This window comes from Streptomyces sp. A1277 (genome assembly GCF_004795015.1).
Taxonomy (GTDB): Bacteria; Actinomycetota; Actinomycetes; order Streptomycetales; family Streptomycetaceae; genus Streptomyces.
In genome coordinates, this window is sequence record NZ_SSBI01000005.1 from 121,566 (window position 1) to 141,943 (window position 20,378).

At 70.8% G+C, this 20,378-nt stretch carries 20 protein-coding genes; 10 read left to right on the forward strand and 10 right to left on the reverse strand.

Features of this window, described 5'->3' with window-relative positions; all coding sequences use genetic code 11:
• Positions 1-221: 221 nt before the first annotated feature.
• Positions 222-1,526, forward strand: coding sequence for a transglycosylase family protein (locus E6R18_RS05375; RefSeq protein WP_136315673.1), 1,305 nt, complete (start codon positions 222-224; stop codon positions 1,524-1,526).
• On the opposite strand, the gene E6R18_RS05380 is transcribed toward E6R18_RS05375, so the two are convergent.
• On the reverse strand, positions 1,496-2,602 hold the full coding sequence (locus tag E6R18_RS05380; protein WP_136315674.1) for a DMT family transporter: 1,107 nt from the start codon (positions 2,600-2,602) through the stop codon (positions 1,496-1,498). The genes E6R18_RS05375 and E6R18_RS05380 overlap by 31 nt on opposite strands.
• 267 nt (positions 2,603-2,869) lie before the next feature.
• On the opposite strand from E6R18_RS05380, the gene E6R18_RS05385 reads away from it, so the two are divergent.
• Positions 2,870-5,221, forward strand: coding sequence for a GH92 family glycosyl hydrolase (locus tag E6R18_RS05385; protein WP_136315675.1), 2,352 nt, complete (start codon positions 2,870-2,872; stop codon positions 5,219-5,221).
• Between the two features lie 75 nt (positions 5,222-5,296).
• Here E6R18_RS05385 and E6R18_RS05390 read toward each other — a convergent pair whose 3' ends face one another.
• Entirely contained in the window at positions 5,297-5,629 is a 333-nt protein-coding gene (locus E6R18_RS05390) for an STAS domain-containing protein (RefSeq protein ID WP_136315743.1), read from the reverse strand.
• 246 nt (positions 5,630-5,875) lie between these two features.
• On the reverse strand, positions 5,876-6,388 hold the full coding sequence (locus E6R18_RS05395) for a MarR family transcriptional regulator (protein ID WP_136315676.1): 513 nt from the start codon (positions 6,386-6,388) through the stop codon (positions 5,876-5,878).
• Positions 6,389-6,468: 80 nt separating this feature from the next.
• Between E6R18_RS05395 and E6R18_RS05400 the strand changes: the two genes are divergently transcribed.
• Positions 6,469-7,644 carry a PP2C family protein-serine/threonine phosphatase gene (locus tag E6R18_RS05400; RefSeq protein WP_136315677.1) on the forward strand — a complete coding sequence of 392 codons (1,176 nt, stop codon included), beginning with the start codon at positions 6,469-6,471 and terminating at the stop codon, positions 7,642-7,644.
• A 31-nt stretch (positions 7,645-7,675) separates the two neighbouring features.
• Here the strand turns inward: E6R18_RS05400 and E6R18_RS05405 are convergent, their stop codons facing one another.
• The 5 genes from E6R18_RS05405 to E6R18_RS05425 form a co-directional block, all read right to left on the reverse strand.
• On the reverse strand, positions 7,676-8,131 hold the full coding sequence (locus tag E6R18_RS05405) for an ATP-binding protein (RefSeq protein WP_136315678.1): 456 nt from the start codon (positions 8,129-8,131) through the stop codon (positions 7,676-7,678).
• A gap of 99 nt (positions 8,132-8,230) precedes the next feature.
• On the reverse strand, positions 8,231-8,674 hold the full coding sequence (locus E6R18_RS05410; RefSeq protein WP_168712279.1) for a response regulator: 444 nt from the start codon (positions 8,672-8,674) through the stop codon (positions 8,231-8,233).
• Positions 8,671-10,293: a sensor histidine kinase gene (locus E6R18_RS05415; protein ID WP_136315679.1), complete on the reverse strand. Its 1,623-nt coding sequence runs from the start codon at positions 10,291-10,293 to the stop codon at positions 8,671-8,673. The genes E6R18_RS05410 and E6R18_RS05415 overlap by 4 nt, the downstream gene beginning before the upstream one ends.
• Positions 10,283-11,542: a SpoIIE family protein phosphatase gene (locus tag E6R18_RS05420; RefSeq protein ID WP_136315745.1), complete on the reverse strand. Its 1,260-nt coding sequence runs from the start codon at positions 11,540-11,542 to the stop codon at positions 10,283-10,285. The genes E6R18_RS05415 and E6R18_RS05420 overlap by 11 nt, the downstream gene beginning before the upstream one ends.
• Positions 11,543-11,742: 200 nt before the next feature.
• Positions 11,743-12,645: an RNA polymerase sigma factor SigF gene (locus tag E6R18_RS05425; RefSeq protein WP_136315680.1), complete on the reverse strand. Its 903-nt coding sequence runs from the start codon at positions 12,643-12,645 to the stop codon at positions 11,743-11,745.
• A 205-nt stretch (positions 12,646-12,850) separates the two neighbouring features.
• Between E6R18_RS05425 and E6R18_RS05430 the strand changes: the two genes are divergently transcribed.
• Together E6R18_RS05430 and E6R18_RS33955 are read left to right on the forward strand one after the other, a co-directional pair.
• The gene (locus E6R18_RS05430; protein WP_136315681.1) at positions 12,851-14,335 is read left to right on the forward strand and encodes an SDR family NAD(P)-dependent oxidoreductase; all 1,485 of its coding nucleotides are present in this window, start codon (positions 12,851-12,853) and stop codon (positions 14,333-14,335) included.
• 345 nt (positions 14,336-14,680) lie between these two features.
• Positions 14,681-14,857 (forward strand): hypothetical protein, encoded by a 177-nt coding sequence (locus E6R18_RS33955; protein ID WP_168712277.1) that lies wholly within the window; start codon positions 14,681-14,683, stop codon positions 14,855-14,857.
• Between the two features lie 78 nt (positions 14,858-14,935).
• Here E6R18_RS33955 and E6R18_RS05435 read toward each other — a convergent pair whose 3' ends face one another.
• Together E6R18_RS05435 and E6R18_RS05440 are read right to left on the reverse strand one after the other, a co-directional pair.
• On the reverse strand, positions 14,936-15,310 hold the full coding sequence (locus tag E6R18_RS05435) for a CrcB family protein (RefSeq protein WP_136315682.1): 375 nt from the start codon (positions 15,308-15,310) through the stop codon (positions 14,936-14,938).
• Entirely contained in the window at positions 15,307-15,777 is a 471-nt protein-coding gene (locus E6R18_RS05440) for a CrcB family protein (protein WP_136315683.1), read from the reverse strand. The genes E6R18_RS05435 and E6R18_RS05440 overlap by 4 nt, the downstream gene beginning before the upstream one ends.
• 201 nt (positions 15,778-15,978) lie before the next feature.
• Here E6R18_RS05440 and E6R18_RS05445 point away from each other — a divergent pair, with 201 nt between their 5' ends.
• The 5 genes from E6R18_RS05445 (at position 15,979) to ureC (ending at position 20,375) form a co-directional block, all read left to right on the forward strand.
• Positions 15,979-16,941 carry an urea transporter gene (locus E6R18_RS05445; RefSeq protein WP_136315746.1) on the forward strand — a complete coding sequence of 321 codons (963 nt, stop codon included), beginning with the start codon at positions 15,979-15,981 and terminating at the stop codon, positions 16,939-16,941.
• A gap of 70 nt (positions 16,942-17,011) precedes the next feature.
• Entirely contained in the window at positions 17,012-17,317 is a 306-nt protein-coding gene (locus tag E6R18_RS05450; RefSeq protein WP_136315684.1) for an urease subunit gamma, read from the forward strand.
• A gap of 3 nt (positions 17,318-17,320) precedes the next feature.
• Positions 17,321-18,166 (forward strand): cobalamin biosynthesis protein CbiX, encoded by an 846-nt coding sequence (locus E6R18_RS05455; protein ID WP_136315685.1) that lies wholly within the window; start codon positions 17,321-17,323, stop codon positions 18,164-18,166.
• A complete protein-coding gene (locus E6R18_RS05460) occupies positions 18,163-18,651 on the forward strand; it encodes an urease subunit beta (protein WP_136315686.1) in 489 nt (162 codons plus the stop codon). The genes E6R18_RS05455 and E6R18_RS05460 overlap by 4 nt, the downstream gene beginning before the upstream one ends.
• The gene (gene ureC / locus E6R18_RS05465) at positions 18,651-20,375 is read left to right on the forward strand and encodes an urease subunit alpha (protein ID WP_136315687.1); all 1,725 of its coding nucleotides are present in this window, start codon (positions 18,651-18,653) and stop codon (positions 20,373-20,375) included. The genes E6R18_RS05460 and ureC overlap by 1 nt, the downstream gene beginning before the upstream one ends.
• Positions 20,376-20,378: the final 3 nt, after the last annotated feature.

Here is a 20,378-nt window from a genome sequence, read left to right on the forward strand (position 1 = left end):
ATCACCGCGCGGGTCAATGGGAAGGCCACCGGTGCCTCCGAACGCTCCCTGGGTACCGCCTCGCCGCTCCCCTCCGACGTCCGCCGACCGTGTGCGCCGCGCGCCCCGCGCACGCCCTTGGGGCCGGTGGCCGAAACGTACCGTGGTCTTGTCATCACCCGCTGTCTGCACATAAGTTGACCGCTTGCGACATGTCCTACAGCCAGTGGGGGAGCCAAGTCATGGCCGCGAACGGACGGCACCGCAGATATCAGCCGAGCCGCATCAACCGGGCTTCGCTCACGGTCACGGCAGGAGGTGCGGGGCTCGCGCTCCCGCTCATCGCGGCCGCGTCGGCCGGCGCGGCGTCGGCGGACGTGTGGGACAAGGTCGCCGCGTGCGAGTCCACCGGCAACTGGCACATCAACACCGGCAACGGCTACTTCGGCGGGCTCCAGTTCACCCGCTCCACCTGGGCCGCGTACGGCGGTACGGACTACGCGCCGCGCGCCGACCTGGCCACCCGGGAGCAGCAGATCGCCATCGCCGAGAAGGTGCTGGAGGGCCAGGGGCCGGGCGCCTGGCCGGTCTGCTCCGGAAAGGCCGGCCTGACGCAGGGCGGCGACTCGCCCGACGTCAGCCCGCAGAGCGAGCGCACGGCCCGGGTCGCCACGCCCAAGAAGCCGGACAGCGCCTCCGCGACCCCGCGCAGGACGCAGACGAAGCCCGCCGAGGCGACGCCGACCCACGTGCCGGGCAAGCGTGACTCGTACACCGTGACGCCCGGCGACTCGCTCTCCGGAATCGCCGTCGACCGGCACCTCGAAGGCGGCTGGCAGCGGCTCTACGCGGCGAACCGCACGGTCGTCGGCGACAACCCGGACCTGATCTTCCCCGGCCAGCGCCTGAGCCTCGACCTGGCCGGGACGCCGAAGACGGCCACGAAGGCCGCACCGAAGACGGCCACGAAGGCCGAGCCCAAGGCTGCCGCGGCGAAGACCACCCCGAAGACGGCGCCGCAGAAGCAGCAGGCGAAGCCGCAGCCGAAGAAGACCGAGGCGCCCAGGACCCAGGCGCACAAGACCGAGACCCACAAGACCGAGACCCACAAGACCGAGACGCACAAGACCCAGGCGCAGAAGCACACCTCGCTCATCGCCCCGGTCGCGGCCCGCACCGGCACGCCGTACCACCAGGCGGGTTCCTGGTCCAGCGGCTACCACACGGGCGTCGACTTCCCCGTCCCCACCGGCACGTCCGTGAAGGCGATGGCGGCCGGCACCGTCGTATCGGCGGGCTGGGCGGGACCGTACGGCTACCAGGTCGTCATCCGCCACAGCGACGGCAAGTACAGCCAGTACGCGCACCTGTCCTCGCTGCTGGTGCGCGGCGGCCAGCACGTCGGCGGCGGTCAGCGGATCGCCCGGTCCGGCGCCACCGGGAACGTCACCGGACCGCACCTGCACTTCGAGGTCCGTACGGGCCCGGAGTACGGCTCCGACATCGACCCGCTGGCCTACCTCAGGGCGGGCGGCGTCAAGGTCTGAAGGCCCCTGCGGTCAACGGCCGTCACGCCGGCCCCGGCGGCCGGGCCGGACCGGTGCCCCGCGCCCGGCGGGCCGAACTCCACGCGTCCGGCCAGCCGTTCCAGAGGCGTCCGCATGGGCGGCGCCGGGGGAGCCGTCGACGGCTTCGGGCCCGCGGACTCGGATGAGGGCGGGGCGGCCGGAGCCGGCAGGACCTTCCCGGGGTCCTGCGGCTCCTCGGCGGGCGCCGGCTCCGCGCGCTCGGCGCCCATGCGTTCCGTGGTCAGCATGATCAGGCCGCCGGCGGCGACCACCCCGCAGGCCAGGGCGAGCACCGTGCCCGTGGTGCCGTGCCGGAACTGCTCGCCGAACAGCGTGATCCCGACCGCCGCGGCCACCACCGGGTTCACCACGGTGACCGTGGCCAGCGGGGCCGTCAGCCCCGCGCCCCGGTAGGCCGCCTGGGACAGCAGCAGGCCGGCGCCCGCGAGCGCCGCGATCACCAGCAGCGTCGGCAGCCCCGACCCCACCGAGCCCGCGGTCCACTCCATGGCCACGGTCTTCGTGTACACCGACGCGATGCCGAACGCGACGCCCGCCGCCCCGGCCAGCACCACACTGCGCAGCACCGGCCGGCGCAACGCCCGGGAGAGCAGGACGAGCGCCGCCACCGCGCCGAAGGTGACGACGGCCAGCATCAACTGCTGCGGGCGGCCCAGGGAGTGCGCGTCGGAGCTGCCGGTCAGCGCGAGCAGCCCGGCGAGTCCCACCGTCGCCATCACCGCGCCGCGCCAGGCCGTGGCCCCGGCCCTGCGGCGTACGAACAGGGCGGCCATCGGCAGCGCGAAGACGATCGTCAGCGCTCCCAGCGGCTGTACGAGGCTCAGTGGTCCGTACGCCAGCGCCACGACGTGCAGGACGGCGCCCACGCCGTTCAGCGTCACCGCCGCCCACCAGACGCGGTTGCGCAGCGGCGCGAGTGAGCGGCCGTCGGAGGCGGTGGCCACGCGCTCCTGGACGATCGCCCCGGCCGCGTAGGCGACCGCGGAGACCAGCGACAGCAGCACGGACGGCGCAAGGGAGCTCATGTACACCACGATCCCCTTTTGCAGCCGCCGCGTCGTCGTCCCTGAGGCGGCGATCCGGCGTACTGCTTTGGTAGTACGGGAGTAGTCAGGGTGTCCTCCTCCTGACGGTAGTCCTCCTCGCGGCGGACGTCAGAACGATCAACCGGCGGCGGTACGCGCGGCCACGAACCGTTTCACGTCACCGGACGGAACGTCACCGTCCGCCCCCTTGACGGGGATCACGGCCGAATCGAAGATTGATCGCGCTCTGACAACGTTGTCCTAAGGAGTAACCCCATGCATCGGACCCCACGGCCGAGACTGCGCGGCCCGGCGGCCGTACTCGCCGCCGTCGCCCTCCTGGGCGGTGTCCTTCTCCCCGGGGCCACGGCCGAAGCCGCCCCACGGAGCGACGGCCGGCTGACCGACCTGGTCAACCCGTTCATCGGCACCCAGAACGAGGGCAACACCTACCCCGGCGCCTCCGTGCCCTTCGGCATGGTGCAGCTCTCCCCGGACACCGGCCACAACACCGGTTACGACTACGGTGAGAACCACATCCGCGGCTTCTCCTCCGTCCACCTCTCCGGTGTCGGCTGCGGACTGGGCGGCGACCTGCCGACGCTGCCCACCACCGGGGACGTCACCGAGACCGACTACGCGAAGTACGCGGCGGAATTCAGCCACGACGACGAGACGGCGAGCCCCGGCTACTACCAGGTCGGGCTGAAGACCGGCATCGAGGCCGAGCTGACCGCCACCCAGCGCACGGGGGTGCAGCGCTACACCTTCCCGGCCACCGACAAGGCCAACGTCCTGCTCAACGCGGGCCAGTCGCTGCACCGGACGCTCTCCTCCGAGGTGGAGATCCTGGACAGCCGCACCGTGCGCACCGCCATCACCGGCAGCGGCTTCTGCCAGGACACCAAGCCGTACACGCTCTACACGGTCACCCGCTTCGACCGGCCGTTCACCACCTCCGGCACCTGGAACGGCGACACCGTCACCGAGGGTTCGGAGAAGTCCACGGCAGCCGACGCCCGCAACGGCGCCTGGCTGCGGTTCGACACCACCGAGGACCGCACCGTCGAGGCCACCACCGCCCTGAGCTACGTCGACGCCGAGGGCGCCGCGCTCAACCTCCGCGCCGAGGGCGGCCGCAGCTTCGACCGGGTCCGGCGCGCCGCGCAGCGCACCTGGGAGGACCGCCTCGAAGGCGTGAAGGCCAAGGGCGGCAGCGACGAACTGCGCCGCACCTTCTACTCCTCCCTCTACCGGTCCTTCCTCGCGCCCAACGTGGGCAGCGACGTGGACGGCCGCTACACCGGCTGGGACCAGAAGAAGCACCGCGCGAAGAGCTTCACCTACTACCAGAACTGGTCGCTCTGGGACACCTACCGCACGCAGGCCCAGCTGCTTTCGCTGCTCGCCCCGCGCGAGTCCCGCGACATGGCGATATCCGTCCTGCGCATCGACGCGGAGAGCGGCTGGCTGCCCAAGTGGGGCTACGGCACGGTCGAGACGAACATCATGACCGGCGACCCGGTCACCCCCTTCCTCACCAACGCCTACCAGCAGGGACTGCTGAGGGGGTACGAGGAGCAGGCGTACCGGGCCCTGAAGAAGAACGCGGACGGGGTGCCGCCCGCCGGCTCCGCACCGGTCGGCCGGGAGGCCAACGTCCAGTACCTGGCGGACGGCTTCGCCCCATACATCAAGGGCCGTCAGCACGCCAAGCCCGGCGACTCCGACTTCGACCACGGCGCCTCCGCCACCCTGGAGTACGCCCTGGCCGACGGCATGCTCGCCGAGATGGCCCGCGACCTCGGCCACGACGCCGACGCCGCGCGCTACGAGGCCCGCGCCCGGAACTACCGGAAGATCTTCGACCCCTCGACCGGTTTCTTCCGCGCCCGCGACGCCTCCGGAGCGTTCACCGGCCCCGCCGACCCGGCCGAGAGCGAGGGCTTCCACGAGGGCACGTCCTGGCAGTACCAGTGGATGGTGCCGCAGGACATCCCCGGCATGGTCGACCTGATCGGCGGGAAGGACGCAGCCAACCAGCGGCTCGACTCGTTCTTCGCGTACGACAAGCTCCTCGCCGACCCGGCGAAGACGGCCCGCGAGGTGTGGGTGAACGGCCCGTACGCGTACTACAACGCCGACAAGTACAACCCGCAGAACGAGCCCGACCTCATCGCCCCGTACACCTACCTGTCCACCGGCCGGCCGTGGAAGACGACCGATGTGGTCCACGCGGCCCTGACGCTCTTCACCAACGGTCCGACCGGCATGACGGGCAACGACGACCTGGGGACGATGTCCGCCTGGATGGTGCTGTCCTCCATCGGCGTCTTCCCGGTCCAGCCGGGCACCGACACCTGGGGCCTGTCCACGCCGGCGTTCGAACGCGTCGACATCCGGCTCGACCGCCGCTACTACCCGCGTGGGGCGCTCACCGTCAGCGCCCCCGGCACCTCCGCCACCGACCGCTACATCCAGTCCGCCCGGCTCGACGGCGCACCGCAGGCGCGTACGTACCTGACCACGGACGACATCCGCTCGGCCCGTTCGCTCTCCTTCACGGTGGGCGACGAGCCGTCGGCGTGGGGAACCTCACCCGAGGACGCCCCGCCCGCTCTGGACTGACCCGGCTGCCGCAACGGCCGAGCGCCCTTTCTCCGGTTCGGACGGGAGAAAGGGCGCTCGGCCGTTGCGGTCTCGCTAGGCGGGGAGCGAGGGGTCGATCGCCTCGGCGACGCTCGGGAAGACCGGAAGCGCGCTGTCGAGTTTCAGCACGCCGATCAGCCGCTCCATGAAGACGGAGGGCGCGGCCAGCCGCAGCCGGGGGCCGAGCGCGGTCTGCCCCTGAAGAAGCACGTTCACCGTCGTGGAGTCGGCGAAACTCACATCCGAGAGGTCGACGACGACCGGCCCGGTGCCCTCCAGCGACGCGTTCTCCAGCGCCGCGCCGAGGGGCGCGACGTTGTCGATGTCGAGGTCGCCGGTCACCGCGAGCACCAGCGCCCCTCGTTCGTGACGTGGGACGATCTGCATGGCGCGGCCGGCGCTGGGGGGTGGAAGCACGTTCACCTCGTGATGCACTGGACGGTGGGAAACCACCGGATCAGGCGGACAGTCCAATTCTGCCCCGTTCCTGCTCGCGGCGGGAATGCTCAACGATAAAAGTAACAGTTGCCATTTGACAACATTCTTCATCGGGCAACAATCTGTACCGAACGATCAACGAGTGCGCCCGTCCGAGGAGCGCCGTCAGAAACGCGGAAGCAGGGCTGCATGAAGCTAGGCGCTGTCCGCGACATCGTCGCGAAGCCGTGCGGCCGGACTCCGGTTTCCGGTGAGCCGCTGCGATGCCGCCGAGCGGAAGGCGGTGAGCCCTGCGGCCAGAGCCGCCACCTCGGAGGGCTGCATTCTTTCCAGTACGGCGGTGAGCTCCCGGGTGCGGATCGCCCGGTACTCCTCCAGCAGCTCCCTGCCCCGGCGGGTCAGGCGCAGCTCGACCTCCCGGCGGCTCGTCTGGCTCGGGTCCCGCTGGACCAGCCCCATGGCCTCCATCCGGTCGCAGAGCCGGCTCACCGAGGGCGCCCGCGAGCCCAGCGCCTCACCGAGCGAGCGGAGATTGCTCCCCTCCTGCTGCTCGATGACGAGCAGCGCGCGAAGCTGGGAAGGGGAGACCACGCCGAGAGCGGCGGCCTCCTGGCCCCGGCCCCACAGCACCTCCAGAAGTTCGGACGCGGCACAGACGTCCTCGGACACCTGTTCAGGGCGGTGAGGAAGTCCGGTGCGGTGGGGCATTCTTCCACTCTGTCACCCGTAACGTGCTCCTGTCAGCCTGGCTCCGTCCCCGCCACCCACCGAAGAACGGGCGAAACAGCGTGAATGCCCACACGGAGATCGAACGAGCGCTACGCGCGGCGGCACCGTATGCCCTGGTCGGGACGGTGCGCGACTTCCTGGTGAAAAAGTACGGGGCCCGCTCGGTGCAGCTGCTCCTGGCGGACTACGGAATGACCGTGCTCAACCCGGTCGACCCCTCCGACGGCCTCGCCCAGCCGCTCTCGATGCACAACAGCCCGCAGGGTCGTGCCTTCGGCAGCCAGCGCCCGCACGAGGGCCGCCCCGGACCCGACGACGCTGCCGACCACTACTTTCCGGTCACCGCCCGGGGTGAACGCCTCGGCATCCTCACCGTCCGGCTGCCGTCCGCGCGCTTCACCCCGCCGGTCTCGGAAGACCTCACCCATGTCGCCGAGCTCCTCGGGCACGAGATCGTCGTCGCCGACCGGGAAACCGACCACTACCAGCGGGCCCGCCGCACCACGCGCCTCACCCTCGCCGCCGAAATGCAGTGGCAGCTGCTGCCCGCCCGGTCCTTTACCGCCGCGGAGTACGCCATAGGGGCCCAGCTCGAACCCGCCTACGCCATCCACGGCGACAACTTCGACTGGGCGGCGGAGGACGATCAGCTCAGCGTGGCCGTGACCAACGGCCTGGGCGAGGGCATCCGCGCCTCGCTGCTCACCAACCTCGCCGTGAACGCGCTGCGCAACGCCAGGAGAGCCGGGATCGGCATCGCGGACCAGGCGGCCCTGGCCGACCAGGCCATCTACGACCAGCACCGCGGCGCCGCCCACGTCTCCACCCTGCTGCTCCGCTTCGACCTGGCCACGGGGTCGGTCGAAGCGGTGGACGCGGGCTCCCCGCAGCTGTGGCGTCTGCGCGGCCGCACGGTCACGCGGGTGGCCCTGGACGCCCAGCTTCCGCTGGGGATGTTCGAGGAGTCCCAGTACGTCGTCCAGCACCTCCAGGCCCGCCCGGGGGACCGGCTGCTGCTCGTCAGCGACGGGGTCTACGACGCGGTGTCGCCCCTCGGCGAGAAGTACGCGGAACGCGGCCTGGCCAGGGCGGTCCTCGCGACCCGGCTGCTGCCGGCGGCCGCGGTGCCGGGGGCGGTGCTGCGTGAACTGGCGGAACACCGCTCATCGGACACGCTCGACGACGCGCTGGTCATGTGCATCGACTGGTTCGGCCGACAGGACGGCCAGGGCTGATCCCCGGCGCGGCCGGCACCCGCCGACCGGCTCAGCTGCTGAGCGTGAACTCGGCCCGGATGCGCTTGCCGACCGGCACCCGCTCCGCCGTGACGCGGTCGCACAGGGCCACCACGATCTCCATGCCGTGACCGCCCAGGCGGCTCGGATCGGGGGCGTAGAACACCGGCAGCGCGCTGCTGCTGTCGTACACCGTGATGCTGATCCGCTCCGCCGTGCCCTCAAGCTCCAGCAGGTACGGGCCGTGGCTGTAGCGCTCGGCGTTGGTCACCAGCTCGCTCACCGCCAGCATCAGGTCGTTGCGGGTGTGGGTGCCGAGCACCGCCATCCACTCGGACACCAGCCTGCCCAGGAAACAGTCGGCCAGTGCCCGCGCCTGGGAAATGCACCCCGGCTCGCCGTCGAACACCTCGGCGCTGTGCAATGCCTCCGTGGGCGGACAGCTCCGGGGAGAGTCGTCCGGCCGGGAGATCGCCTGTTCGTTCATGTGCTCCAGCCAGGGCGCAGCGGGGGAGGTCGCAGACCTCTTTCTGGTGATCGTGTACCCACGTCGGGAGATCCCACTCCCAAGCAGCGTCAGCGAATATTACGCGCGACCGGGAAGCCGCACCACGGTGAGGAAGAACTCGTCGATCTGGCGCACGGCCGCGATGAACTGGTCCAGGTCCACCGGCTTGGTGACATAGGCGTTCGCGTGCAGTTTGTAGCTGCGCAGAATGTCCTCCTCGGCGGAGGACGTGGTCAGCACGACCACCGGGATGAGCGACAGCACGGGGTCCTGCTTGATCTGCTCCAGCACCTGCCGGCCGTCGTACTTGGGCAGGTTCAGGTCGAGCAGGATCAGGTCGGGGCGGGGCGCCTCGGCGTGCGCGCCGCGACGGTAGAGGAAGTCCAGCGCCTCCTCGCCGTCCCGCGCCACGTGGAGCGTGTTGCGGATCTTGTTGTCGTGGAACGCCTCACGCGTCATCAGCTCGTCGCCGGGGTCGTCCTCGACCAGCAGGATCTCGATGGGCATCTCGGGCATGTTCACGCGGTCTCTCCGGAAGTCTCGGCAGGAAGGGTCGGGCCGGCCGGCTCCGCGGCCGCGGGGGCGTCGACGGGCAGGCAGAAGTGGATACGGGCGCCCCGGCGGGACTCCGGATCGAGCCAGATCCGGCCACCGTGGAACTCGATGATCTTGCGGCACAGGGCGAGGCCGATGCCCGTGCCGTCGTACTCGTCGCGGGGGTGCAGCCGCTGGAAGATGACGAAGACCTTCTCGGCGAACTCGGGCGCGATGCCGATGCCGTTGTCCGTCACGGTGAAGTGCCAGTCGTCGTTCTCCCGCTCGCACTCGACCGTGATCACGCACGGCTCGTCCGGGCGGCGGAACTTGACGGCGTTGCCGATGAGGTTCTGCCAGATCATCGCGAGCGTCGTGGGGTCCCCGGTGACCGAGGGAAGCGTGTTCCCGCGGACGACCGTGGTCCCCGACTCCTCGATGACCAGCGCCAGATTGGTCATCGCCCGGTCCAGCGCCCGGTCCAGGTCGACCGGGCTCCAGCTGTCGTGGACGCGCCCGACGCGGGAGAACGTGAGCAGGTCGTTGATGAGCACCTGCATGCGCTTGGCGCCGTCGACCGCGAAGTCGATGTACTGCTTGCCCCGGCCGTCCAGCTCGGTCCCGTACCGCTTGTCCAGCAGCTGGCAGAACGACGCCACCTTGCGCAGCGGCTCCTGGAGGTCGTGCGAGGCGACGTAGGCGAACTGCTCCAGCTCGGAGTTGGACCGGCGCAGCTCGACCGTCTGCTGCGCGAGCAGTTCCTCCCGCTCCTGCGCGGCGTCGAGCTCCGCCACCAGCCGGCTGCGCATGTCCTCGACCGCCGAGGCCACCGCCCGTACGTCGGACGGCCCGCGCACCTCGATGCGACTCCGGCGGAACGTGGTGGACCGCACCCGCCTGGATGCCTCGGCCAGCGCGTTGAGGGGGCGCCCCACCATGCGCTGCAGCAGCACACTGAGGGAGATCACGCACACCAGGAAACCGATCACCAGGGCGGTCAGCACCCGGTCGCGGGTGTGGCGCGCGTCGTCCAGCTGGGTGCGCGCCCGGTCCCGGGCGGCGTCGAGGTGCGCCTGCTGGGTGCCGTAGAGCTGCCGCAGCTCGTCGAACGCGGCCTTGCTCGCACTGGTCAGGTCGGACGAGCGGGCGCCCGGCCCGTCGCGGCGGACGGTGGCGATCAGCGGGTCGGCGTGCACCCTGCGCCACTCCGCGGCGGCGGCGGCGATCCGGTCGAGGTCGCGGTTGTACAGCTCGCCGTCACCGATCGCGGAGCGCACCCGCGCCAGCCGGTCCTTCTCGGCCTTCTTGCCCGCCGCGAACGGCTCCAGGAACGAGGCGTCACCGGTCAGCGCGTAGCCCCGCACGCCCGTCTCCTGGTCGAGCAGCGCGTTCTGCAGCTGGAAGGAGGCGGAGCGGGCCGGCTGGATGCGGTCCACCAGCTCGGTGGTCCGGTCGGAGATGCTGGACAGGACGAGCCCCCCGGCCACCAGGCAGCCGCAGACCACGAGTACGAAGGCGCCCAGGATCAGATGGACCCAGTTCTGGACGGACAGCCGGGCCCGCAGCCCGGTGGCCGGCGCGGTGGTGTCGGGTATCTCACTGCTCATGGGGGGTGTTTCTCCAGCCGAGGTGCAGGACGGCCACGTCGTCGGCGAGACCCCCGTGGGGTGTCGCCGCCTCCGAGGCGCCCGCGACCAGTGCGTCGATGAATGGGCGGGCGGCGAGCTGGGCCCGGCTCCGAGCCATGTCGAGCAGACCTTCCTCACCCAGCCGGGTGCGCGGTCCGGTGCGCCCCTCGAAGAGGCCGTCGGTGAACAGGACGAGCCCGGCACCGGGTGTGAGTTCGAGATCGGTGACCGGCCACTGACCGTGCCCGGGCAGCAGGCCGAGCGCCATCCCGCCCTCGGGCTCCACCCACTCGACGTCGGTGCCGCGCCGCAGCAGCAGCCCCGGATGGCCGGCCCGGACGACGCGGACCCGGTCCCGGCCGGGCGGAAAGACCAGCGAGGTGACGGTCGCGAAGACGTGGGGATCGGAACGCTCGGCGACCAGGATGGACTCCAGCAGCCCGAGCTGCTGCAACGGATCGGTTCCGCACAGTACGGCCGTGCGCCAGGCCACGCGCAGGCACACACCGAGCGCCGCTTCCGCCGCGCCGTGCCCCGACACGTCGCCGATGATCGCCCGCACCGTGCCGTCGGCCGTCTGCACCACGTCGTAGAAGTCACCGCTGAGCAGACCGTGGGCGCGGCCCGGCTCGTAGCGGGCCACGGCCTGGAAACTGTCGTCGTTCAGCAACGGCACGGGCAGCAGGCCGCGTTCGAGGCGCGCGTTCTCCTGCGCCATCAGCTGGTTGGCCCGCAGGGCGGACGCCGCCCTTTCGACCTGCTTGCGCTGGAGGGCGTACCGGATCGCACGCGACAGCGCCTGCGGATCGAGCCGCCCCTTCACGAGGTAGTCCTGCGCTCCGGTCGCCACTGCCTCGAGCCCGGCGTCGGCCTCCGCGAGACCGGTCAGGACCACGATCGCGGCGTCCGGGGACGACTCGACGATCTGGGTGACGGACCGCAGACCGTGGACGTCGGGCAGGTGGAGGTCGAGCAGGACGCAGATGGGCGCCCGGTGCGCGCGCAGGTAGGCCAGCGCCTCGGACAGGGTCTTGCACCAGGTCAGCGCCGAGTCCAGCTCACCGTCGGCGAGCATCTCCTCGACGAGCAGCGCGTCGCCCGCGTCGTCCTCGACAAGCAGGATGGAACCGCTGACGTCCCAGACGGAGTCCCGGTCGTCCGCCCCGGGGACGGTCTGGACCGGGAAGGGTGCCGTAATGGGAGGCCGGGCCGGGGCGCCCATGCGCATCTCAGCCACGTTTCGCCCTCTCGTTGCCACCGTGCGGGCCACCCGCCGGTATGCATGAAGCATATGTGAACGACGCCCGCCGATTCGCCGCCGGACGCCGTCCGTCACGTCTTCGGCCACGCTGCGCCGCAGCGTGGCCGATAACAAGAGGGTGGGGAAGTGCCGGGAGCCGGGCGGATCACCCGGGTCCCGAGCGGTTATCAGGCTTCGACGGACATTCCCGCCCGCAGCCGCTTGACGATACGGGCCAGCAGCCGGGACACGTGCATCTGGGAGACGCCGAGCTCCGCCCCGATCTGCGCCTGCGTCATCTCGTCGCCGAAGCGCATCTGGACGATCCGGCGCTCGCGCTCGTCCAGCTGCTCCAGCAGGGGCGCCAGCGTGTGCAGGTTCTCCACGGTCTCCATGCCGGGGTCGGCCTCACCGATCACATCGGCGTACGACCGCTGCTCGTTGCCGGAGTCGGTCTCCGCGCTGGGGGTGTCGAGGGAGCCGGCCGAGTACCCGTTGGCCGCGACCAGGCCCTCGATGATCTCCTCCTCGGGCAGGTCCAGGTGGGCGGCCAGCTCGGCGACCGTCGGATCGCGGTCCAGCCGCGACGACAGCTCCTCCTTCGCCTTCGCCAGGTCGACCCGCAGTTCCTGGAGCCGGCGCGGGACGTGCACCGCCCAGGTGGTGTCCCGGAAGAAGCGCTTGATCTCACCGACGATGTAGGGGACGGCGAATGTGGCGAACTCCACCTCGCGCGAGAGGTCGAAGCGGTCGATGGCCTTGATCAGACCGATCGTGCCCACCTGGATGATGTCCTCGACGTCGTCGCCGCCGCGGTTGCGGAAGCGCGAGGCGGCGTACCGCACGAGCGAGAGGTTCATCTCGATGAGGGTGTTGCGCGCGTACTGGTACTCGTGCGTGCCCTCCTCCAGCGTCTGCAGCCGGTCCAGGAACATCCTCGACAGGGCGCGGGCGTCCTTCGGAGCGACCTTCCCGGTGTCCTCGATCCACGGCAGGTCCGCAGTCCCGGCGCCGTGCGGCGCACCGTCCTGCTCGACAAGCGTGCGCGCGTCGCCGAGGACTCCGCCGGTTCGCTCCGTTGTGGTCGCCATGATGTGTGACCCCTCCTGTCGCCAAGTGCTTCGCACACCGCCTGCCCCGTATCGCCGCGGTCATGCGCAACTGCCGCGAAAGTTTTTCGACCGCCTCTGCGCCCGGGGCCGCCCACCCGAATGGAGCAGCCCGGGAACCATGGCAAACTTGACCGGGGCGTTCGGCCCGCAGTAAGGCCAGCGGCACGATTACAGAGGAACGGCAATGACGGTGACAGAGGACGGCCCGGAGCTCGTGGCCGGAACCGAGGCATTCGGTCCCGGTATCGACCCGGAGCGGCTGGCCGTCTGCCTGAGCGTGCTCGACGAACTCGACACCATCGAGGTCGACCACCCGGACGCCATCGCCGTGCGCCGTGCCACGGCCGGGGTCTACCGGACCGTGAAGCAGCGCCGCCGCCAGGAGCGCCGGGCCGCCAAGACCGCGCACGACAAGGCGGTGACCGAGGCCACCGCCACCGGCTCGGCCGAGCGCATCGACGACGAGACCCAGGGCGTCCTGCCGTCCTCCTCCGCCGCCGCCGAGATCGCCGGAATCCTCCAGCGGCCCCGGTCCTGCTACGTGTGCAAGACGCGGTACGTCGAGGTCGACGCGTTCTACCACCAGCTCTGCCAGGACTGCGCCCGGGAGAACCGCGCCCGCCGCGACGCGCGCACCGACCTGACGGGGCGCCGGGCGCTGCTCACCGGCGGCCGCGCCAAGATCGGCATGTACATCGCGCTGCGGCTGCTGCGCGACGGCGCGCACACCACGATCACCACGCGCTTCCCCAACGACGCGATCCGCCGCTTCAAGGCGATGCCGGACAGCGACGAGTGGATCCACCGCCTGAAGATCGTCGGCATCGACCTGCGCGATCCCGCCCAGGTCGTCGCGCTGGCCGACTCGGTGGCCGCCGAGGGCCCGCTGGACATCCTGATCAACAACGCGGCCCAGACGGTCCGCCGCTCGCCGCAGGCATACAGCGAGCTGGTCGGCGCCGAGTCCGCCCCGCTGCCCGCCGGTGAACTGCCGGCCGCGGAGGTGATCGGCACCTTCGGCAGCGGCAGCGTCGACCGCGTCGCCGCGCTGCCCGCCCCGCGCGAGGAGCAGCTGAGCGCGCAGGACGTCACGGAGCTGGCCCTGGTCACGGGTTCCGCCTCGCCGGCCCGGATCGCCGCCGGCACCGCGATCGACGCGGGCGGGCTCGTCCCGGACCTGCACGACACCAACAGCTGGATCCAGACAGTCGACGAGGTCGAGCCGATCGAGCTGCTGGAAGTCCAGCTCTGCAACTCCACCGCGCCCTTCATCCTGATCAGCCGGCTCCGCCCGGCCATGGCGGCGACGGCGGCCAAGCACTCCTACGTGGTCAACGTCTCCGCGATGGAAGGCGTGTTCGGCCGCGGCTACAAGGGCGCCGGACACCCGCACACCAACATGGCCAAGGCCGCGCTGAACATGCTGACCCGCACCAGCGCCCAGGAGATGTTCGAGAAGGACGGCATCCTGATGACCGCCGTCGACACCGGCTGGATCACCGACGAGCGCCCGCACCCGGACAAGATGCGGCTTGCGGAGGAGGGCTTCCACGCCCCGCTCGACCTGGTCGACGGCGCAGCCCGGGTCTACGACCCGATCGTGCGCGGCGAGGCGGGCGAGGCCCTGTACGGCTGCTTCCTCAAGGACTACGCCCCCGCCAACTGGTAGCAGCGCGGGAGCGCGGTGCACGTGCTCGACGGAGACCCGGACGGAATGCTACTGGCCGGGTCTTTTCCGTATGCTGTGGCTGAAAGTGACTCATGGCACACGTTCCATCGAGCGCGGATGCGCTCATTTGGTTACTCTGATGTGAACGGACGTCATCGAGGAGTCCACAAACCCTCCTCGACCGTCCTGGGACAGGCTTGTCAACCAAGTCGCCGTCCCGTCCTGTACCCGGCGCCACCGCGACCGAGCTGTTCCTGCCCCTGCCCCCCATGGGCGGCTGATTCCCGGCAATGAGAACCGGAGCGTCGGCGACGCCCGGGGCTACGCGACACAGAGGAGTGCGCGGTGACGACACCGGAAATGACGAAGCACGAGGAACGACCGGCCGAACGGCACGGAAAGCCGGGTTCCGGCAGCGAGAAGCTCCAGAACATCGAGGTCTGGGCCAGGTCCGCGCCGATCCGTCTGGCCGGCTACGAGGAGGACCTCGCCGAGCCGCACATCCTGCCCGGCATCGACTGAGTACTGCGTGCTCGCGACGGGCCCCGGCCCCACCCCGCTCGGGGTGGGGCCGGGGCCCGTCGCCGTGGAGCGGCGCGCTCAGAACACCGCGCGCGCCAGCGCGGCCCCGCCGAAGGAGAGCCCCAGCCCGACGCCGACGGTGAGCAGGAGGTAGGCCGCGGCCAGAGTGAGCCGGCGGGCCGAATTCAGCGTCAGCAGTTCGTAGGAGAACGTCGACCAGGTCGACAGCGCCCCGCAGAAGCCGGTGGCCAGCAGCAGATTCAGCCGGGTGCTCAGATCGCCGTCGGTCGCCGCCTCGGCGATGAAGCCGAGGAACAGGGCGGCCCCCGCGTTGGCCGCGAAGGTGCCCCACGGAAAGACGCTGTGCAGGCGGAACTTCGCGTCCACCCCGAGGAGGTAGCGCACCGGCGCGCCGACCAGTCCGCCGGCCAGGACGAGCAGCCAGTCGGTCATGACGCCTCACCCCGCCGCCCGTAGGAGCGGCCGAACGAGAAGTGCGCCGCGAACGCTCCCGCCGTGACGGCCGCCAGCGCCGCCGCCACGGTCAGCGCCAGGCAGCCGACGGCATAGCCCGGCTGATGGTTCTCGAACAGCTGCCGCACGTTGTCCGTGTAGTGCGAGAACGAGGTGAACCCGCCGAGCACGCCGGTGCCGAGCAGCGGGCTGATCAGCCGGGGCGCTCCGGGGAAGCGCAGCTTCAGCGTGACCATCAGGATTCCCATCAGGAAACACCCCACCGTGTTGACCAGCAGGATCGTCCACGGGAAGGCGAAGGTCCCGGTCGGCCACAGGCGTTCGGCTCCGTACCGGGCGGCGGCTCCCGCGGCGCCGCCGACCGCGACGGCCGCCACGACCGTGATCTGTACGCCCGGGTGGTGATCGGGGTGGGAGTGCCGGTGCAGCTGCATCTTCTGGGGCATTCAGCGAACGTACGGACGACGGCCGTGGATCACGAGCGCGATGCACGGCGTGGTCCGTGGCTCCACCCGAGTGGGCTATTCGAAACCAACTCGACGCGATAATCAGACTTTTATGTGGCTTTATGGCATATGTCAGGAATGACGCGACTGCCTGTCACGCCTGAAACCACCCCTCTTTCTGACGAGACGCTGGAGCACGCCTTGCCCCTCGCCGAGCCGGACCTCGTCCGGCGGCTGGAGAGCCGCCAGCCGTCCGCGTACCTCCTGGCCTCCCTGCGGGGCTTCGGCCAGGTCGACTTCCAGGCCAGTCTGTTCACCGGAGCCGCGATCCTCGCCGCCTTGTGGGCGGCAGGCTGGGAGACCGGCCTGTTCGCCACGCTGGGCACGCTGGTCGCCACCGGCGCCGCCTATGTGCTGGCCGTCGACCGGGGGAGCATCGCGCTCGGTGTTCAGGGGTTCGCCGGCTGCCTGACCGGCATCGCCCTCGTCTCCTCGCTGGGCAACCACCCGGCCACCTATGTGCTGACCGTCGTGGGCGCCGTCCTGTGCGTCATCCTCATGGCGACCCTCGCCACCTTCCTCACGCCGTACAGACTCACGCCCATGACCGCGCCGTTCTGCCTGGTCTCCGGGGTGATGGTGGTGGGCGCGCCGTCGTTCGACCGCGTCTGGCACGGCGCCCCGGCCGCCGTGTCCAGTACGACGAGCGGCGACACCGGGATCACCTGGAACGACCTGTGGCACGCCTTCTTCAACAACGTCTCGCAGGTCTTCCTCGTCGAGAGCTGGTACGTCGGGCTGATCATGCTCGTCGGACTCGCCCTGGCCGGCCTGCGCGTCGTGCTCTACGCGGCGGCCGGCAGCATCGTCGGCATCATCACCGCCTGGCTGCTGGGCGCGCCGACCGACCTGATCGCCAACGGTATCTACGGCTACAACGCGGTGCTCGTCGCCATCGGTCTCGGGGTCGTCTTCATGGCGAACACCGTCTGGACCGCGGTCTACGCGATGTTCGGCGCGGCGGTCAGCACGGGCCTCACCGCGGCCCTGACGTCCTTCTTCAAACCCTTCGGCGGCCACACCTTCACCTGGCCGTTCATCCTCACCACCTGGACGCTGCTGGCGGCCGTGCCCCTGCTGCCGCGCCTGCGCCGCAGCGACTGACAGGGCCCGGGGCCCACCGGGCCCTCCGCCCTCGCCCTCCCACCGCACCATCCCGAGGAAGGTACCCACGATGAACCTCGCCCCTCGCGAGATCGACAAACTGCTCGTCTACGTCGTGGCCGACCTGGCCCGAAAGCGCCAGGACCGCGGCCTCAAGCTCAACTACAGCGAGTCGGTCGCGCTGATCACCGAGGCGATCCTCGAAGCCGCCCGCGACGGCAAGAGCGTCGCGGACTGCATGGAACTGGGCCGCCACGTCGTGGGCGAGGCCGACACCATGGACGGCGTACGGGAAATGCTCGGCCTCCTCCAAGTCGAGGCGTCCTTCGTGGACGGCACCAAGCTCGTCTCCTGCCACGACCCCATCGGTGGCTGACCCATGGCCAAAAGCGGGGCCGTCATCGCCGTGTGCGGCCACGAGGCCGCGTACGGACGTGCGCTGGAAGGACGCCTGGACCCGCGCGTGAGCATCGTCTCCAGCGGGCGGGCGCTCTTCCGGGCCGTCGCCGCGCACCTGCGCCGGGGCGAGGCCGGTGTGGTCGTCCCCATGACGCTGGGCCGCGAACCCGGTCTCGTCGCCGACACCGCCCGCACCCTGCGCGCGGTCCCCGGTGCCGGGCCCGGCACCACGCTGCTCGCCGAACCCTTCGGCACCGCCCAGCACCTCGTCGCCTGGCTGCGGGCCGCCGCCGGCCGGGTGGCCGACGACTCCGCGCTCCTCGTCACCGCCCCTGCGGGCGACCCCTTCGAGGACGCCGAGTTGTACCGCGTCGCCGCGCTCGTACGCCGCTACGGCCGCCACGCCCTGGTCGAGGTCGCGTTCGACGGGGGCGCCCCGGACCCTGCCGAGGGCGTACGGCGCTGTGCGCTGCTCGGCGCGGACCGCGTGGCGCTGCTGCCGGCCTCGTTCGCACCCGTGGACGCCGGGGGCGCGCCGCCCGTGCCCGCCGAGAGCGCGGGCCCCCTCATGCCGGCCTCCGCGCTGCGCCGGGTGCTGGACGAGCGGGTGGCCGACGCCCGGCGGCGCTGGGCCGAGCACGGCGACGACGGCATCGCGGCCGGGCTCTCCGCCGCCGACCACCACGGCCACGCCCACACCCACCCACCGGGCGAGGGCCACGAGCACGGCCACAGTCACAGCCACCCGCACGGCCACGGCCACGAGCACCGGCACCACCACCCGTCCGCCGATGGAGCGGACCGAGTCATCGGGAGCATCGCATGACGTTCCGTCAGAAGTATCTGTACGGCAAGGACCCCATCGAGCTCAACGCGGGCCGCCGCACGCTGAAGGTCACCGTGAGCAACACCGGCGACCGGGCCGTGCAGATCGGATCGCACTACCACTTCTTCGAGGTCAACTCGGCGCTCTCCTTCGACCGCGAGGCGACGCTCGGCATGCACCTCAACATCGCCGCGGGCACCTCCGTACGGTTCGAGCCCGGCGGTTCGCGCGAGGTCGAGCTCTGCGCGTACGCCGGAACCGGCCGGCTCACCGGCTTCAGCGGGCTGCTCAACGGGAGCCTCGCCTCCCACCCCGCGCGCGTCGAAGCCGTCCGCAAGGCCATCGAACGCGGCTACCAGGGTGCGCAGAGCACTCCCGCCGCCATGAGCGCCGAGGACGGCTCCAAGGAGGAGCACAAGGGCTCCGGCAAGAGCGGGTCCAAGGATTCCAAGGCCGCCAAGGACAAGAAGAAGGGTTCGCGCTGATGCCCATCCTGCCGCGCAAGCAGTACACCGACATGTTCGGCCCGACGGTCGGCGACCGCTTCCACCTCGCCGACACCAACCTCGTCGTCGAGGTCGAGAAGGACTACAGCGAGGGCCTGTACGGCGATGAGGTCCTCTACGGCGGCGGCAAGACCATGCGCGACGGCATGGCGTCCGACCCGCAGGCCACCGCCGCCCAGGGCGCGCTCGACACCGTCATCACCAACGTGGTCGTCATCGACCCCATGGTGGGCGTCGTCAAGTGCGACATCGGCATCAAGAACGGCTTCATCGTCGGCATCGGCAAGTCCGGCAACCCGCAGACGCAGAACAACGTCGACCCGGACCTGGTCATCGGACCCGGCACTGAGGCCATCGCCGGCGAGCACCTGATCGCCACCGCCGGCGCCATCGACACCCACGTCCACCTCATCGCCCCGCAACAGGCCGAACAGGCGCTGACCAACGGCATCACCACCCTCATCGGCGGCGGCACCGGCCCCACGGACGGCTCCAACGGCACCACCTGCACCCCCGGCCCGTACAACATCAGCCTGCTCCTCCAGGCGGCGGAGACCCTGCCGGTGAACCTCGGCATCATGGGCAAGGGCAACGGCAGCCTGCCGGGGGCGCTCGAGGAGCAGATCGTCGCGGGCGCCTGCGCGCTCAAGGTGCACGAGGACTGGGGCTCCACCCCGGCCGTGATCGACAACGCGCTGAACGTCGCGGACGAGCACGACGTCCAGGTGGCCATCCACACCGACAGCCTGAACGAGGGCGGGTTCTTCGAGGACACCCGTTCCGCCATCGACGGCCGTGCCATCCACACCTTCCACAGCGAGGGCGCGGGCGGCGGCCACGCCCCCGACATCCTGCGGGTCACCGGCGAGCCGAACATCCTGCCGTCCTCGACCAACCCGACGCTGCCGTACACCAAGAACTCGGTGGACGAACTCCTCGACATGGTGATGGTCTGCCACCACCTCAGCCACGACATCCCCGAGGACGTCTCCTTCGCCGACAGCCGGGTCCGGGCCGAGACGATCGCCGCCGAGTCCGTGCTGCACGACCTCGGCGTCATCAGCATGTTCTCCTCCGACTCCCAGGCGATGGGCCGCATCGGCGAGTCCGTGACCCGGGCCTTCCAGACCGCGCACCACTGCAAGGACAAGCTGGGTGTGCTGGAGAGCGACTCGGAGCGCAACGACAACCAGCGGGTGCTGCGCTACCTCGCCAAGGTCACCATCAACCCCGCCATCGCCACGGGCATCTCCGACTACGTGGGCTCGATCGAGAAGGGCAAGCTCGCCGACATCGTGCTCTGGCCCATCCACTCCTTCGCCGCCAAGCCGAAGATGGTCATCAAGGGCGGCCTCGTCTCCTGGGCCCAGATGGGCGACCCCAACGCCTCGCTGCCGACCCCGCAGCCGGTCACCTACCGGCCGATGTTCGGGCAGTACGGCAAGGCGCTCCAGGCCACCCACGCCACGTTCATGTCGCAGGCGGGCATCGCCGCGGGCGTGCCGGAGACGCTCGGCCTGGAACGCAAGGTCCTGCCCGTGCGCCGCACCCGCACCATCGGCAAGCACAACATGGTCCGCAACGACGTCCTGCCGGACGTCCAGGTCGACCCGGAGACGTTCAAGGTGACGCTCAACGGCAAGGTCGCCACCATCGACCCGGCCGAGACGCTGCCCCTCAACCACCTCTACTTCCTGGTCTAGGGC

Coding starts and splice junctions, on each gene's coding strand:
- E6R18_RS05375 (WP_136315673.1), top strand. CDS start 222: ATGGCCGCGAACGGACGGCACCGCAGATATCAGCCGAGCCGCATCAAC.
- E6R18_RS05385 (WP_136315675.1), top strand. CDS start 2,870: ATGCATCGGACCCCACGGCCGAGACTGCGCGGCCCGGCGGCCGTACTC.
- E6R18_RS05390 (WP_136315743.1), bottom strand. CDS start 5,629: ATGCAGATCGTCCCACGTCACGAACGAGGGGCGCTGGTGCTCGCGGTG.
- E6R18_RS05395 (WP_136315676.1), bottom strand. CDS start 6,388: ATGCCCCACCGCACCGGACTTCCTCACCGCCCTGAACAGGTGTCCGAG.
- E6R18_RS05405 (WP_136315678.1), bottom strand. CDS start 8,131: ATGAACGAACAGGCGATCTCCCGGCCGGACGACTCTCCCCGGAGCTGT.
- E6R18_RS05415 (WP_136315679.1), bottom strand. CDS start 10,293: ATGAGCAGTGAGATACCCGACACCACCGCGCCGGCCACCGGGCTGCGG.
- E6R18_RS05420 (WP_136315745.1), bottom strand. CDS start 11,542: ATGCGCATGGGCGCCCCGGCCCGGCCTCCCATTACGGCACCCTTCCCG.
- E6R18_RS05425 (WP_136315680.1), bottom strand. CDS start 12,645: ATGGCGACCACAACGGAGCGAACCGGCGGAGTCCTCGGCGACGCGCGC.
- E6R18_RS05430 (WP_136315681.1), top strand. CDS start 12,851: ATGACGGTGACAGAGGACGGCCCGGAGCTCGTGGCCGGAACCGAGGCA.
- E6R18_RS05435 (WP_136315682.1), bottom strand. CDS start 15,310: ATGACCGACTGGCTGCTCGTCCTGGCCGGCGGACTGGTCGGCGCGCCG.
- E6R18_RS05440 (WP_136315683.1), bottom strand. CDS start 15,777: ATGCCCCAGAAGATGCAGCTGCACCGGCACTCCCACCCCGATCACCAC.
- E6R18_RS05450 (WP_136315684.1), top strand. CDS start 17,012: ATGAACCTCGCCCCTCGCGAGATCGACAAACTGCTCGTCTACGTCGTG.
- E6R18_RS05455 (WP_136315685.1), top strand. CDS start 17,321: ATGGCCAAAAGCGGGGCCGTCATCGCCGTGTGCGGCCACGAGGCCGCG.
- E6R18_RS05460 (WP_136315686.1), top strand. CDS start 18,163: ATGACGTTCCGTCAGAAGTATCTGTACGGCAAGGACCCCATCGAGCTC.
- ureC (WP_136315687.1), top strand. CDS start 18,651: ATGCCCATCCTGCCGCGCAAGCAGTACACCGACATGTTCGGCCCGACG.